The sequence below is a fragment of the Acidiplasma cupricumulans genome, assembly GCF_001402935.1.
GTDB classification, from domain to species: domain Archaea; phylum Thermoplasmatota; class Thermoplasmata; order Thermoplasmatales; family Thermoplasmataceae; genus Acidiplasma; species Acidiplasma aeolicum.
This window is the reverse complement of sequence record NZ_LKBH01000153.1, coordinates 1-15128: the sequence shown is the minus strand read 5'-3', so window position 1 is coordinate 15128 and position 15128 is coordinate 1. Positions and strand designations below refer to the sequence as shown.

Annotated in this window: 12 protein-coding genes and 2 tRNA genes; 10 read left to right on the top strand and 4 right to left on the bottom strand. The window is 34.1% G+C overall.

Going from position 1 to position 15128, the window contains the following annotated elements; translation table 11 throughout:
• Positions 1-65: 65 nt before the first annotated feature.
• The 5 genes from AOG55_RS04450 (at position 66) to AOG55_RS04430 (ending at position 4822) form a co-directional block, all read left to right on the top strand.
• Positions 66-1115: an L-threonylcarbamoyladenylate synthase gene (locus AOG55_RS04450; protein WP_048102594.1), complete on the top strand. Its 1050-nt coding sequence runs from the start codon at positions 66-68 to the stop codon at positions 1113-1115.
• Complete coding sequence (locus AOG55_RS04445; protein WP_048102593.1) at positions 1105-2019, top strand: GNAT family N-acetyltransferase; 915 nt, start codon at positions 1105-1107, stop codon at positions 2017-2019. The genes AOG55_RS04450 and AOG55_RS04445 overlap by 11 nt, the downstream gene beginning before the upstream one ends.
• 43 nt (positions 2020-2062) lie before the next feature.
• Positions 2063-3007, top strand: a complete 945-nt coding sequence (locus AOG55_RS04440; RefSeq protein WP_048102592.1) for a diacylglycerol/polyprenol kinase family protein — start codon at positions 2063-2065, stop codon at positions 3005-3007.
• Positions 3008-3079: 72 nt separating this feature from the next.
• Positions 3080-3152: transfer RNA gene (locus tag AOG55_RS04435), tRNA-Gly, on the top strand.
• Between the two features lie 449 nt (positions 3153-3601).
• Positions 3602-4822 carry an MFS transporter gene (locus tag AOG55_RS04430; protein WP_055040952.1) on the top strand — a complete coding sequence of 407 codons (1221 nt, stop codon included), beginning with the start codon at positions 3602-3604 and terminating at the stop codon, positions 4820-4822.
• Here the strand turns inward: AOG55_RS04430 and AOG55_RS04425 are convergent.
• Positions 4809-5894 carry an alkaline phosphatase family protein gene (locus tag AOG55_RS04425; RefSeq protein ID WP_055040951.1) on the bottom strand — a complete coding sequence of 362 codons (1086 nt, stop codon included), beginning with the start codon at positions 5892-5894 and terminating at the stop codon, positions 4809-4811. The genes AOG55_RS04430 and AOG55_RS04425 overlap by 14 nt on opposite strands.
• A gap of 111 nt (positions 5895-6005) precedes the next feature.
• On the opposite strand from AOG55_RS04425, the gene AOG55_RS04420 reads away from it, so the two are divergent.
• The 3 genes from AOG55_RS04420 (at position 6006) to AOG55_RS04410 (ending at position 10412) form a co-directional block, all read left to right on the top strand.
• Positions 6006-7562 carry an AMP-binding protein gene (locus AOG55_RS04420; protein WP_156318749.1) on the top strand — a complete coding sequence of 519 codons (1557 nt, stop codon included), beginning with the start codon at positions 6006-6008 and terminating at the stop codon, positions 7560-7562.
• A 39-nt stretch (positions 7563-7601) separates the two neighbouring features.
• Positions 7602-8903: an MFS transporter gene (locus AOG55_RS04415; protein ID WP_055040949.1), complete on the top strand. Its 1302-nt coding sequence runs from the start codon at positions 7602-7604 to the stop codon at positions 8901-8903.
• Positions 8904-9104: 201 nt separating this feature from the next.
• A complete protein-coding gene (locus AOG55_RS04410; RefSeq protein ID WP_055040948.1) occupies positions 9105-10412 on the top strand; it encodes an FAD-dependent oxidoreductase in 1308 nt (435 codons plus the stop codon).
• Here the strand turns inward: AOG55_RS04410 and AOG55_RS04405 are convergent.
• Positions 10398-11159 carry a polyprenol monophosphomannose synthase gene (locus tag AOG55_RS04405; RefSeq protein WP_055040947.1) on the bottom strand — a complete coding sequence of 254 codons (762 nt, stop codon included), beginning with the start codon at positions 11157-11159 and terminating at the stop codon, positions 10398-10400. The genes AOG55_RS04410 and AOG55_RS04405 overlap by 15 nt on opposite strands.
• Positions 11160-11208: 49 nt before the next feature.
• Positions 11209-12168, bottom strand: a complete 960-nt coding sequence (locus tag AOG55_RS04400; protein WP_052656893.1) for an asparagine synthetase A — start codon at positions 12166-12168, stop codon at positions 11209-11211.
• A gap of 93 nt (positions 12169-12261) precedes the next feature.
• Between AOG55_RS04400 and AOG55_RS04395 the strand changes: the two genes are divergently transcribed.
• Positions 12262-12705, top strand: coding sequence for an Lrp/AsnC family transcriptional regulator (locus AOG55_RS04395; protein ID WP_052656892.1), 444 nt, complete (start codon positions 12262-12264; stop codon positions 12703-12705).
• Between the two features lie 23 nt (positions 12706-12728).
• Positions 12729-12811: transfer RNA gene (locus tag AOG55_RS04390), tRNA-Ser, on the top strand.
• On the opposite strand, the gene AOG55_RS09140 is transcribed toward AOG55_RS04390, so the two are convergent.
• Positions 12793-15128 (bottom strand): AAA domain-containing protein (locus AOG55_RS09140; RefSeq protein ID WP_201779081.1); only part of this gene is annotated, 2336 nt, incomplete at its 5' end. The genes AOG55_RS04390 and AOG55_RS09140 overlap by 19 nt on opposite strands.

Below are 15128 nucleotides of genomic sequence, written 5' to 3'. Positions count from 1 at the left end.
AGATTTATTAATATAATACTCTTAAGTCAATAATGTATTAATAAAATAATGTAATATAGCATAAAATGACAGAAATTTTAAATATTTCAGATAATAAATATTATGAATCAATAAAAAGGGCTGCAGAAATAATAAAAAATGGAGGCACTGTTGTTTTTCCGACGGAGACCGTTTACGGTCTGGGTGCAAACGCATATTCAGAAGATGCATGCAAAAAGATTTTTGAGGCCAAAAAAAGGCCTGCAGATAATCCATTAATTGTAACGGTTTCAAATTTTGAAATGGTAAATAATGTATGCTATATTGATAAAGATATTGAAGAAAAAATGAAAAAAATCTGGCCATCTCCATTAACATTGCTGTTAAAGAAAAAGGATGTAATACCGGATATAGTCACATCTGGAATGGATACAGTATGTGTAAGGTTTCCGGACAATAAAATCGCGCTCGATTTAATAGAGGCTGCAGGTGTGCCTGTTGCCGCACCCAGTGCAAATATAGCAACAAGGCCATCAATAGTTGATTCAAAAGATGCAATAAAGGAACTTGATGGCAGGGTGGATGCAATCATAGACGCGGGCAGGGTAAAATTTGGTGTGGAATCCACCATACTTGATGTCACAAAAAAACCATACAGTCTTCTACGCCCTGGTGCGTATTCCGTTGAGGATATTGAGGCGGTATTTGGCCAGATATATATAAGCCCTGTTGCCGAGGGTTATAAGGAATCCAGCATTGCGCTTACACCAGGCATGAAATACCGGCACTATGCCCCCTCAAAGAAATTATTCCTTATTGAAAATGAAGAAGAATTCAGGGAGTTTATATCATCAGACAGATCCAGGGAATTCCTGGTTTTATGTTCAGCGGACAATGCAAAATATGCAAAATTTGATAAAATTGTTCTCGGAAAAAATGCTGTGGAGGCTGCACATAACCTGTTTTATGACTTCAGAATACTTGACCAGAGTGATAAAAAATATGGTGTTATTCAGGCATTTCCTGAAAAAGGGATTGGCTTTGGCCTAATGAACAGAATTAGAAAGGCAAGTTTTCTTATAATAAAGGACAAAGAAAATATAGATAAAATAAATGAAGTATTAAATGAGTCCTGAAAGCTATAAGATCAGATGGGATTTAATACTTAAAAAGGAGATAGAGTACCTGCAAAAAAAATATCCTGATATAGATGTTAAATCAAATTATCAGGGCATAATTTCAGACCTGATGGAAAATAAGATAAAATCAAAAATAATGGTCAATAAAAACGATTTAATTGCCTATGGGTATATTATGGATTCCGTTGAAAAGCATGATAGGATTTATGCTGATATTGGATTCCTGAACCAGAAATACATAAACAATGAGAGATTAAAGGTATTTTTTGACTGGATTCTTGAGGCCGGTAAAAATTCGAGAAAAAAGATTATGCTAAATCCAATATTTAATGAAAATGAAATTTCAGAAAAATACCTTGAGTCAATAGGCTTTAAGAAGGCAGTGAGAAAAAGAATGGTCTTAAATCTGGATGATTATACCTATAATGAAATTAGTACAAAATACGAAACAGGAAACCCAAGGGATATATCATCTGAAATTTATGCAGATGCTGAATATGATGCATTCAGGTATTCATCTGATGCCTTTCTGTTCAGCAGCATCAGGCAGGATAGAATAGAATCTGTAAATTCTTTATTTAATGGAGAATATGGAAAGATATTATATGATGCATCCCTAATAATAAAAAACAAGGGAAGGGTAATTGGATCGGTGCTTTCCTCACAGATAAGCTTTGACCGTGCCTTCATACTTTCAATTTTTGTAAAGAAGGAGCATAGGAATGAGGGAAACGGCAAATACCTTTTATACTCGGCATTAAACAGGTTAAAGGCACTATCATATAAGTATGTGTACCTCTGGGTAAATGAAAAAAACACTGCATATAAAATGTACGGGGATGCAGGGTTTAAGTTTGATAACTATCCTCCGGAGATTATATATTATATTAATAAACCATGAATGGCAAGCAAAAATATTAAATCATTTTATTGTTTTCCCATTTATGAGTATTATAGATTTTATTTCCATGGCATTATTTATTGCCACAATTATATATATATCATTAAAGCAGATAGAAACATTCAAAATTAAACTACTTGTTTCCATACCTTTTATTATTCTTATATTCCTATTTTCAAGATCTTTTGTACTTCTTCCAATATATATTTATTCATTAATAGCTGCAACATATTTGTACACAATATTTTTTTATATACCATTTGCCATAGATTTTATTTTAATTTTAATATCCTCATTAGACCATATGGCCACACTAAAATTGCTTTTGATATCAATATCAGTGCCAATGCTTATGTCGATGTTTCTTGATAAGAACATGAAAAAGTACGGATTGGAAAATGAGGAGCATAAGGGCAAGGATATTAAAAGAGAATCATACAGAGACTATTTCCAGATAGGAACAGGTATAATTACCATTCTTGTTTTTGTATTTTTCGGGCATTTTGGAAAGGTTATAATCCTTTATTCTGTGCTCTTAATATATCTTTTTGGCAATATACTGTATCTGCATAAGGATTACAGAATTACTAATCTTGTATACAGAATGGAAAGGGAAAACACAAAGCTTGGCCTTGGTTCAATGTATCTTGCATCAGGTTTTTTGCTTGTTATGGGTTTTATAGGTTCCATCAAGGTGCTTTATGTGGCGGCATTCCTTATAATGGTTGGGGATTCCCTTGCAACAATAATAGGTATGAGGCTGAGAACCCCAAGGCTTGTGTATAATAATAAAAAGTCAGTTGGTGGATTTCTTGCAATGTGCATTCCATCATTTATCTTCGGTGTTTTTTTCATTTTTTATGTACCTGCAATATTTTATTCAGTTTTTGCCACATTTGCAGAAAGCATATCCAATAAAATAGCAGACGATAATATTACAATACCTGTATCTATAATAATAGCCCATTTTATTCTTGCCGTGGCCTGATATTTAAAAAATAATTTTTTAGAAAGGCATTAACTGCAAAATTTTTATAGTCTAATGTATTTTAGATGTTAAGCGAGTGTGGTGTAGCCTGGTAACACGCGACCTTGCCAAGGTCATGCCCCGGGTTCAAATCCCGGCTCTCGCACTTTTTTTATTTAATGTTTATTTAATTGTGTGATTATTTAATATTAAACACATATCTTTTTGTGACCATAATTAACTGAACTTTAGATTATGCCTTCCGTTAACCATTTTAGCATACACATTTGCAAGTTATCATCCATTTGATGCCTAAATCTTAAATACTGTACAAAATCCCTAATCCTGTTAAATGCCTCATGGTTTCTTTTTAATTATATTATATGATGCAATACTTATCAGAATTATTAACAGCATTTATGAAATTTTAATTCATGTTAATTGCGCAAAACCACGGTTTCTGTATGCTGTGAAATATTGCAATCATAAAAATATCAATGAAACTAATGGCCATAGTATTATTTATGTAATTTTCTAATAGATAGTTTATAAATCAATAGTATAGTAATAAAGTTTAAGTATTGCCATGCAATTACTACTATCTCGTGATTAATTATGATTAATAAAAATAGTAGAAATGGTATATTATTTACGGCAGTTATAATAATGGTAATGACAATAGCAATGAGGTCAACAAATAATATGGTGATTACCACACTGCCATTGCTATCCAAAATTGACCTTGGCTTTTCCAAATTCTTTGTTGGTATTATATCTGCATTGCTTTACCTCTTTACATTTTCAGCCACGTTTTACATAAATCCAAGATTATCTGCATCGCCTAGAAGATTTTTATTTATAATATCAAATATTGTAATTACAGTTTTACTAGTATTATATTTCCTTGCAAATTATATAATTATATGGCCTGTATCTGCACTGGCAGGTTTTTCATATGGAATGCTGATGCCCAATCTAATTACCTCAGCATCATTGATAAATGATCAGAAAACCAGGGAGAGGCTTATATCCCTATATTCAGTTGGATTGAGCTTAAGTTTAATCATAGGGCCAGTATTTGAGGACTATATACTGTCAATAACCTCAAACAATTACAGACTGGTATTCTTATATTTTGTGCCCATAGCAGTGGCCGGCCTAATTGCCTCAATATGGATAAAATTCCCTGAGACCAAACATGAGAACAGGAAAAGAGCATTTAAAAATAGGTCTCTTAAGATTTCAATTTTAACCATAACCACGTATAATGTCCCATTTGCTGCACTCAGCATTTTCCTGACCCTATTTGCCATAAGCAGATTCCACATATCAGGTGCACTGGCTTATTCACCGTATATTTATTTCTTTGCAGTATCATTCATAACCAGATCATTTATGACAGTACGTCCATTTAACTCCATTAAATCACCATTGCTCATATCAATAATAATAACGGCGGCAGCACTTGCAGCCTTCCCATTTTTGCCAAACTTTTTATCATTTATACTGGTAATGATGCTCCTTGGAATTCCTCATGGATCAGTATTCCCATTATCAACAATAATAATATCTAGAGGTTCAAGCCTGGAGGAACGCAGTGCTGTAAATTCATATTTCATGGCATACAATAATATACTATTTATGATAATTCCCCTTGTCTTTGGTTATATTGTTGGCATAATAGGGTATTCTGTATCATTTTTCCTTTTGATCATTCCTGTGATAGTATCATCAGTAGCATTATACTGGAAATACAGCAATGACGAAATCTTTTCATATTCATCATCTAATAGGGGCAGGGTCCGGAAAAATGCAAGCAAAATTATATATAAATAAGTGGGACTAACTGTTCATCCTCAGTTAGCCCCCCATGATGGCTTTTAAGCAGTGGTTTATCCCTGTTATTCTGAACCTTATATATTAAAGCCCTCCCATCCTCTGGTAGGAGTAAATAGTCCCCCACTCTATTCAGAAACCTTTGACTTACATTTCCCAAAAGATTTTTATTAATTATATCATTGTATTTAAAAATAGAAACATTTTCATATTTTATAAGGTCTGAAATATCCTGCCTTGTTTTTAAAAACATGGCCCTTGAATCACCGTATGGCATTATATCCAGCCTTTCAAGGAGGTCTTTATTGTCATTTATAATAACATTTTCTGAAACAGGTACATGCCCATGATCCGCTGTTATGATTATATTATAATTATCCTTGTATTTTTCAACACTATTCTTTACATTGTTTATAATTTCATCGGCTGCATTTAGCACAAAATCCTGATAGGTACCATAGGCATGTGCAAGTGAATCAATAAATGGTATGTAATAGTATATAAAATCATAACCCCTGGATGCTGCATTATCCAGCTGGTAAATTGAATCCCAGAAGAACTTATACTGATAATAATCCCCCTCCATCATTACGGAGGTAAATGTTGTTTTATCAAGCCTTCCCGGCATTATAACGGCATATTTTTTATTGGTATTTTTTAGGTATGGTTTTATATCATATTCATCTGTAAAATTTCTAATTGGCTGCAATGCTTCAGATGTATCAAGTCCGTTAAATGTAAACCTCATGGGGTTTATCACACCAATGTCATTTGTATAATTTGTGTATCCTATTACACCATGTTCTCCCGGCATCATTGCTGTAAACAATGTTGTAATAACGCTTGCTGTTGTTGATGGGAACACTGTTGTAATTTTTCTGTAATTCATATTAATATTCAATCTTTTAACATAATTTATGCCGAATCCATCAATTAGAACCAAAATTGTTTTATCCTTTTCAAGGTTAATATCAATTGGATCCCTTTGTGTATTTACACCCAAAGAATCCGATAACTTTACTGCAAGATTATATATGCTGTTTTTTTTATAATCAGGATAAACAAATGTCATAAATCATTATTGCTTTTTTATATATATCCTTAGTTGGTATTTGCACATAAAATAATATATTTCGTTTAATGCCGTAATTAATTTTAAATAATTTGAAATATTTTGATTTATATGCTATTTAAAGAAAATGCCAAAGACATGGACTATGGATCGATATATAAAGATTTTAAATTTGACATTCCAGATCATTTAAATATATCTGAAGAAATAGAAAAAAACAGCGGAGTTGCATTAATAGACAAAAATAAGAGAATGACATATAGGGAAATAAAGGAAAGAAGTGGCTACGTTGCAAAACTTTTAAGGGAAATAGGGATTTCAAAGGGTGATGTGGTCTCAATTTTGCTTGACCAGTCATTTGATTTTGTTATCTCTCTTTTGGGAATTTATAAAATGGGCGGCACAGCACTGGCATTATCACCAGTTTTTGGAGACGAGGCAATAAAATACAGAATTTGCAGTTCTGGGTCAAGGGCAATCATAAGCAATATACAATTCAGGGAAAAGTTCAAAAGCATAGATATAATCAAAATTGGAGACGGGCTGGATTTTGGCATTAACGGCAAAAACAGTAATGAACCATATGAAAACACAAAAAAATCAGATCCAGCACAGCTAATTTATACCTCAGGTACCACCGGAAATCCCAAGGGAGCAATGCTTCCACATCAGTGGGTTATAGGGAATATGCCGGCATGGATTATGGGATATGATTTCCCAGATGCGGGTTCTTTATTTTCAACACCTGCTGAATGGGCATGGGCTGGTGGTCTTGCTGACAGCCTGCTGCCTGCACTATACACAGGAAATACAGTTGTTATAAGGGAGAGGAAAAAATTTGATCCGGATGAATTTTTCGATTTTTTAAATCTATTTCATATAAATTACCTTTTTCTGGTACCAAGCGCAATTAGAATGATTAAATCCTCAGGAAAAATATATAATCATAATGTTAAGTCCATTCTCACAGGCGGTGAATACATATCACCTGAATTAATAAATTACATGCACGATAGGCTTGGCATTAGGGTAAATCAGACATATGGCCAAACTGAGGCAAACATGGTGCTAATAAACATGTGCAAATGGAATAATCTGGATAAAACTGGAAGGCCTGTGCCCGGTCACAGGGTTAATATTTATCATTCTGACGGTACACTGTGCAATGAGGGTGAAACTGGAGAAATTGGGGTAGAGCTTCCAGATCCTGTGGTAATGATTGGCTATAATAATGCCGATGCAAAAATTATAAAAAATGTAATTATGACAGGGGACCTTGGATATTCAGACCATGGATTTATTAAATATGTTAATAGGAGCGATGAAATCATAAAGATATCCGGATACAGAATTAATCCAATAGAGGTTGAAAATGTAATAGATGAGATTCCATTTGTTAAAAAATCTGCAGTTGCAGGTATAGATGATGATATAAGGGGTAAAATTATAGGTGCAATAATAGTATTAAAGGACAAAACTGTTCAAAATCCTGACAAAATTATAAAGGAATATGTAAGGGATAGACTTGCACTTTATGCCTATCCGAGGTTAATAAAATTTTCTGATTTTTTGCCAGAAACATATACCGGAAAAATTGCCAGGGCGCTTGTTAAAAGGGAGCTAATTGAATATAAATCGTCAATTAACGAAATTAATTACGGGAAATAGTAAAAATATTTATATATTATTGTTTACTAAAATTTTTTAATGATAGAAAAGAATATTACTTTTAAAAGCTATAAAAATGAGGATTTTACCAATGCATTAAAAATATCAGTTTCAGCGAATCTGGGCTGGGGATTTGAATTATTTGACCTTGTTGTCTATCTTTATGTAACTACAACTATAGCACCACTGTTCTTTCCAAGCAGCAGCTACATAGCATCTGTTTTATTATTTTTAGGAACTCTTGTTCTTGGATACTTTGCAAGGCCCATAGGGGCGGTATTTCTGGGGCACTTTGGAGATAAAATTGGGCGCAAGAGTATATGGCTTGTTTCCCTGCTTGGCATGGGAATAGCAACCGTTTCCATGGGATTTTTACCAACATACGCTCAGGTTGGTGTCCTTGCCACCGTTTTATTGATAGCCTTAAGAATGTCACAGGGATTTTTCCTTGCTGGTGAGTGGGGTGGTGGCCAGACCATAGTTAATGAGAATTCCCCGCAGGGTTTAAGGGGATTTTTTTCAGGGATACAGCAGGGGGGAGCAGCACTTGGGCTTATATTTGCTGTAATTGCCAATGAAATAGCACTTTATATAGCACCCGGGGCAGCATTCAGCACAATAGGCTGGAGGATAATGTTCTGGTTTGGTGCCATCCCACTTGCAATTGCAATTCTAACAAGATATAAAATAAGGGAAAGAATTGTGTTTAATGCTGAAAAAACCGTGAAATTTCCAATAGTGGATGTATTTAAAAAATACTATAAATTTGTTATTGTTGGCACACTTTTATTACTTGGAAACGGAATTATATACTATGGAGAAATAGCATACATGCCAACATATCTTGGGCTTTATACAAAACTCAGTGCAGCATCAATAGACCTGGCCGTTCTTGTTACAAATCTGGTCTGGCTATTCAGCAGTCCAATTGCTGGTTATCTCAGCGACAGGGTCAGATCAAGAAGGGCATGGATATCATCCATATTTATTATAATGATTATACTTGCGTATCCTGTAATATTATTGCTGCACAGTGGATACCTTCCATTTGTTCTATTCAGCGGTATAATTCTTGGATTAATAATATCATTCCAATATGCGGTTATACCTGCCTTTTTATCAGAAAACAGTGATTCTTCAGTGAGATATTCCTTTATTGCATTCTCAATAAACCTTGGCGTTGCGTTATCATCATTCGGCCCCTTCCTTGGAACCTATCTATCAACTGTAATGAAAAACAGCGTCCTTGGAATAGTAATACTGGTAATAGCAAGCTCACTTGCAGGCTTCATTGCCATGATGTTTTCTCCAAGAGACAATATTGATGCAGAACTAAATTAATATTTTTTATGTTTTTTAGAAAAATATATAGCAATAAATTATTTAAAAAACTATAAATAATAGATGTTACTTTATGAAAAGGGGGTGTTAAGATGGTCAAATTCGTTGAATTTTATGATGATGACGACGATGAAGATGACGATGATGACGATGGCGACGATTTCTAATAACATTTTTATACAAAATTAAAATCAAATAAAAATGGAGGTCATTGTCATTGGTGGTGGGGCTGCAGGAATGTCTGCAGCATCCAAAATTAAACGGGAAAATCCGGACTATAATGTAACAGTTTTTGAAAAATCCAATTTTGTTTCATATGCCGAATGCGGAATGCCTTACTATCTTGCGGGCTATTTTGATGATTTTACAAGACTTTTACATTATCCAATAACGGAATTTACAGAGAAAAGGAAAATACGGGTTTTTATAAATACAAAAATAGACAGGATAGATGCTGTAAATAAAAGAGTATTTTCAGGAACAGTTGCATACAGCTATGATAAGCTTGTTATTACCACAGGGGCATCACCAAAAATTCCTGATGTGCTTAAGGATACCTACTTTTTAAGATCCATGAATGAGGCAATTAATATTAAAAAGAAGCTTGAAAACTCACATGATGTTACATTAATAGGCGCAGGCGTTCTTGGCACAGAGCTGTTTTCGCTGCTTAGTGAAAGGTATAATGTAAGGCTTATATCAAAGCATGAGTTTATACTTCCCTACCTGGATGAAGATATTGGAAATATATTAAAAGAAATTGTTTTGGCCAATAATAAAAATATAGAATTTAATTCAGTTCCTGTTGAGGTCACAAAAAATAACAATAAATTTACTGTAAAAACAGAATATGGAACGCATGATGCAGATATTGTGATATCCTCAACAGGCATAATTCCGGATGTTTCCCTGGCAGAGGAGGCCGGATTAAAAACCGTTAATGGCCTAATAAGCACTGATGATTATCTTCACACATCTGATTATGATATATTTGCTGGCGGTGACACTGCTGCCGTAAAAAACATAATAACCGGTGAGAGGCAGCATTTCCCACTGGCACAGATTGCAAATAAAATGGGCAGAACAATAGGGATAAATATAAATAGGGATACACGTAAATTCCCCGGTGCTCTGGGCACAACCATAATAAATGTCTTTGGCTGGCAGGTTGGATATACCGGCATTAATGAAAGAACTGCAGCCAAATATAATATAAATGCTGAAAAAATATTGGTACATGGAAAGAGCAGATCAGCCTATTTAAATGGCAGCGATGTTTATATAAAGATAATAATAAATAAAAATACGGAAAAAATTATTGGGGCGCAGATAATAGATAAAGATAACGGGGCATGGAGGCTCAACACCCTGGCAGCAGCAATAACATCAGGAATTTCGGTCTCTGACATGTTCTATGCAGACCTCGGATATGAGCCTGAATATGGGCCGGTATGGGATCCAATAATAATAGCCTCAAGCCTTGGCATTGATAAATTAGATGTGAAATGACAGCAGGACAACAAGATATGATAGAACCGTCAAAAATATTATAAGAATTATTGTGCCATAAATATAATTCATTATTTTTCTGTTATATATCACAAAGAGGAAAAAGTTTACGATTTCCCTCATTTTCAATTTTGATTTTCCCTCAGTTCTTTTTACAAATTTTACAGGATACTCGGTTATTTTGAAGTTATTATTTACAAGCCTGTTGACTATGTCCACCTGGCCTACATACCCATTTTCTATATCTATTTGATGGGCCAAAAATTCACACGCCCTTCTGCTGTACACCCTAAAACCTGATGTGCAGTCCTTTATATCTATGTTAAACGCAACATGAAAAAGGAGGTTTGCTGACCTGCTAATAATCTGCCTGATAAATTCATCATCTGTGACACCATTTTCAGTATATCTTGAACCTATAACAAGATCAGACGATGTTTTTATTGCCTGATCTATCATGCCATTGATATCCTCAGGCCTGTGTGATAAATCAGCATCCATGACAACAACATAATCAGAATCAGAAAGCCTCATGCCATCAAGCTCTGCACTAATAAGGCCAAGCCTGCCACTCCTGAATAATAAATGCACATCCGGATACCCCTTTTTTATTTCTGGAGTTCCATCATCAGAGCCATCGTCTATTATATAAATAGAATCCAGATTCCTTTTTTTAAGCTCAGGAATTAATCGTTCAAGGTTTTTTTTCTCGTTAAGTGCGGGTATAACCACACTTGTGGTTGTCATATGGGGTAATCTAAAAATTGCTATTTAAATTTTTTAAAAAAATAAAATTTTATAATGATACCTTTCCAGGAATCTTTGGAAATGGTGATGTGTCCTCTATTCTTTCTAATCCACACACAAATCTCGTGAATCTTTCTATGCCTATACCAAATCCCGTGGACATTTTAATTCCGTGTTTTGCAAGCTCAATGAACCATTTAAACTGTTCCTCAGTCTGCCCCTTTTTATGTATTCTTTCTATTATTCTGTCAAGCTCATATTCTCTTTCTCCCCCAGATGATGCCTCCTGATAACCCTCGGGCCATATTAAATCCATATCCCTTAGTATTCCGGGTTTGTCAGGGTACTCACGATCATAGAATTCCCTTTCCTTTAATGGTATATCTATCAGCCATATGGGCGTTTTTGATTCCTTTGAAATGATCCTTTCAAAATCCTTTCCATATTTTTCCTCTGCCTCAGCATATGTTATTTTTGGGAATGGTTTCTGATAATCTGGAAGATCACGCCCAAAATATTCAAGTTCCTCTGGGTGCTCCTCCTTTATCCTTTTGATTGTATATATTATTAAATCCTCGGCAAGATCCATCATATCCTCCCTTGTCTTCTCCAGTGCCTCAATATCTATCTGTGTGAACTCATACAGATGCCTGCCTGTTTCAGCCTTTTCCTCCTTTTCTAATCTTATGTTTGGTGACATTATAAAGATCTTTTTTAATTCCTGAACTGCTATCTGTTTATGGAATATCATGCTTTTTGTTATCCACATATCGCCTCCATAGGCACTTATCTTTGGATCATATACAGGATGGTTTAGTGGGTCAGTAAGCGGTGATATTATAATTGGTGATATTTCTATATAGCCCTTTGATCTTAAAAAATCCGTCACATAGGACCGGATAAAACTCTGCACCTTTATGGCATGCTGTACCTTCTTATCTGCAAGGTGCTTCATGGCAAGCTCAACTTCCTTTTTAACATAATCATTGCTTTTATATGCTATTTCCATATTAACTTTATATTATTACAATTTATAAAGCTTTTAGTGTAAATTCTGTTATTAAAACAAATAATTTAAATAATGAATTGCCATTTTGGTATAATGTTGGATAGTATTGATAAAAAGGATACTAAAATTATAGAGTATTTAAAGGAACATGGCAGGGATAAAATTTCAGATATATCAAATGCATTGCAGATGCCCAGGGCAACAATATTTGAGAGGATGGAGCGCCTTAAGAAGGAGGGTTTTATAAGGAAGTACACTGTAGACCTTGATTATGAGAAGCTCGGGTATTCTGTTCTTGCCTACATATTAATACAGTATGATTCAAAGTCAAAAACAGATCAGAGAACATTATGTGCCAACCTTGCAAAGCTTGACAGCGTCATTTCAGCATCAATTATTACCGGTGATTGGGACATAATAATATTAACAGCACAGAAAACAATGAAGGATCTTTCAACATTTGTGCTTGAAAAATTAAGAACCATGGATGGTGTTGAGAAGAGTCTTACAATACCATTATTCGAAAGAATATTATAAAAAAAAGTATTTATGTATACATTGCTGGGATAGCCTAGCCTGGTAGGGCGCAGGTCTGGAAAACCTGTGCTGAAATAGCTCGGGAGTTCAAATCTCCCTCCCAGCGCTTTCATCATTTATCTGGCTTAACCTCTTCACTGTATTTATTATATTTCTAATTACAGCATCCCGGTTTTTTATGTAATCAAGGGACCATACCCTGTAAATATTCCAGCCACGATCTGAAAGCACATTATTTCTAATTCTTTCCCTTTCAGATGGTGTTTTCATTCTGTAATAAACGTCGCCATCTGTTTCTATACCAAGTATGTAATGATTTCTATCTGCCGGGTCAATTATGCCAAGAGGTATATTGTTTTTTGAAAAGCCAACATTTTTGTCCACTTTTAATCCAGAATTTATAAGTGCCTCATAGATATCGTCTGTTATTTCATCAGAGCTTGAGAATTTATTAACCGTATTACCATCACCTGTTACCGCAAAATGTATGTACCTTCTTAGCAGTTCCGGGCCGCTGCCGGCAGCATTTTCCGGTACTTTTATGTCTTCTGGTTTAATTGACGATACTATTATTATTTTTTTTCTTGCCCTGGTAATTGCAACATTAAGCCTTTTTTCACCACCGGCAGAATTTAAAGGGCCAAAATTCATGGTTAATTTTCCATTTTCATCCCTTCCATAACCTATGCTGAAAATGATTATATCACTCTCATCTCCCTGCACATTCTCAAGATTCTTAATAAACAGATTTCCATTATTTATCATATCCGCAAGCACATTATCATTTCTTGAGTATTCAGTTACAGCATCCTCTATGGCACTCCTCTGGGCATCGCTTAATGTAACGATTCCTATTGACTCGTTATAATTATATTCTTTTTTAATTATATTCACAACCTCATTTGCCTCTGAAATATTTGTTCTTGATTTTCCCCTGCCATATGTACCCTCCACATAGTCAAAAACTATTCCTGAATTTTCTGATGATTTGTATGCAGATGGAAATGTTTCAAGTGAATTATCATAAAAATATTTGTTGGAAAATGCTATTAAACGGTCATCAACACTTCTGTAATGCCATTTTAGTGACAATTTTGACAAACCAATGGCATCAAACTGATCCATTATATTGTCAAGGACAACGTAGTTTTCGTTATATTTGGATTGGTTGACATTTTCGAAAAATGACGTTGGTGGAAGCTGCTGTGTATCCCCGGATATTATTGCCTGGCCTGATCTGAATAATGAACCCACGGCCTCGGAAGGGGTTACCTGTGAGGCCTCATCAAATATAACCACATCAAAATTTATATTAACCCCAATGTATGAACTAACATTTATGGGGCTTGCCATAAAGCATGGCTTAATGCTGAATAATATATCCCTTATTTCTTCGAATATCTTTTTAACAGGCTTCTGGAATTTTTTCTTCGCGTTCTCTGTTTTTATTACCATAACCTCCTCTGGATATTTTTCCATTGCCGCAATTTTTCGCTTATAAAGGGAATAAATCAGACCCTTTTTATATATATCCATTCTCTTTATATCGAATTCCCTGAACATTTTGATAAGGCGTTCGAATGAATTGGAGCTAAAATTTCTAAGGTTCTCATCATTTCTTACATAATAATTTAGGAACTTAGTATAATACTCGTGATTAAATGCGTTAAGAATGTCACGGTCATGTATTTCGGTGCCAAGAATGCCATTAATTTTAATGCCCTGCGAGTTCAAATTGTCCATTAAATCAACTAATTTTATGTATCTTTCAAGGTCAAATTTATACAGGGTACCCATGTTTTCGTAAATTTTTGTTAAATCATATTCATTAATTTTGATTGAATCATCAAAATATAATTTGTAGTTTCTTATACCCCTGTATAATAATATATAATTCCTGATTATATCACAGTTTAAATCATGATCCTTCATCTTAAAAGTTTCAGGGATATCATCTATTATTTTTTTATCCTTAATGTTATTTAAAATATTAGATATATACGCAATCTTCTTTATATTATCATGGTTAATGTCGCCTATTTCTAATTCGATTTTTTTAATGTTATTTCCCTCAAGCTTTATTGCCCTTGCAGTGCCAATATATTCCAGAATTTCACCATAGCCCTTTTTCTCAGTAAAATTATAGATATTTTTTATTTTCGCATAAATTTCCTTATACGATGATGACATTCTTTTAAATGGAGATTTATATTCATTTTTTAATAAACTGTACAGCCTTTCCAGGTCTGTATTCAAAATTCCATCACCATGAATTTTTTTTAATTCCCCTAATTTTTTATCGTAATCGTATTTTTTAGAAAAATATTCATTAAGCCTGATGTTTAATTTGGTATAATCAATGTTTAAATCCTCTGGGGTTATATTAATGCCATAATTAATGCCACAGGCAAGTAAAAATAAAA

Bases quoted from the DNA above. Each gene is read 5' to 3' on its own strand.
- AOG55_RS04450 (WP_048102594.1), top strand. From the start codon at position 66: ATGACAGAAATTTTAAATATTTCAGATAATAAATATTATGAATCAATA.
- AOG55_RS04445 (WP_048102593.1), top strand. From the start codon at position 1,105: ATGAGTCCTGAAAGCTATAAGATCAGATGGGATTTAATACTTAAAAAG.
- AOG55_RS04440 (WP_048102592.1), top strand. From the start codon at position 2,063: ATGAGTATTATAGATTTTATTTCCATGGCATTATTTATTGCCACAATT.
- AOG55_RS04430 (WP_055040952.1), top strand. From the start codon at position 3,602: ATGATTAATAAAAATAGTAGAAATGGTATATTATTTACGGCAGTTATA.
- AOG55_RS04425 (WP_055040951.1), bottom strand. From the start codon at position 5,894: ATGACATTTGTTTATCCTGATTATAAAAAAAACAGCATATATAATCTT.
- AOG55_RS04420 (WP_156318749.1), top strand. From the start codon at position 6,006: ATGCTATTTAAAGAAAATGCCAAAGACATGGACTATGGATCGATATAT.
- AOG55_RS04415 (WP_055040949.1), top strand. From the start codon at position 7,602: ATGATAGAAAAGAATATTACTTTTAAAAGCTATAAAAATGAGGATTTT.
- AOG55_RS04410 (WP_055040948.1), top strand. From the start codon at position 9,105: ATGGAGGTCATTGTCATTGGTGGTGGGGCTGCAGGAATGTCTGCAGCA.
- AOG55_RS04405 (WP_055040947.1), bottom strand. From the start codon at position 11,159: ATGACAACCACAAGTGTGGTTATACCCGCACTTAACGAGAAAAAAAAC.
- AOG55_RS04400 (WP_052656893.1), bottom strand. From the start codon at position 12,168: ATGGAAATAGCATATAAAAGCAATGATTATGTTAAAAAGGAAGTTGAG.
- AOG55_RS04395 (WP_052656892.1), top strand. From the start codon at position 12,262: ATGTTGGATAGTATTGATAAAAAGGATACTAAAATTATAGAGTATTTA.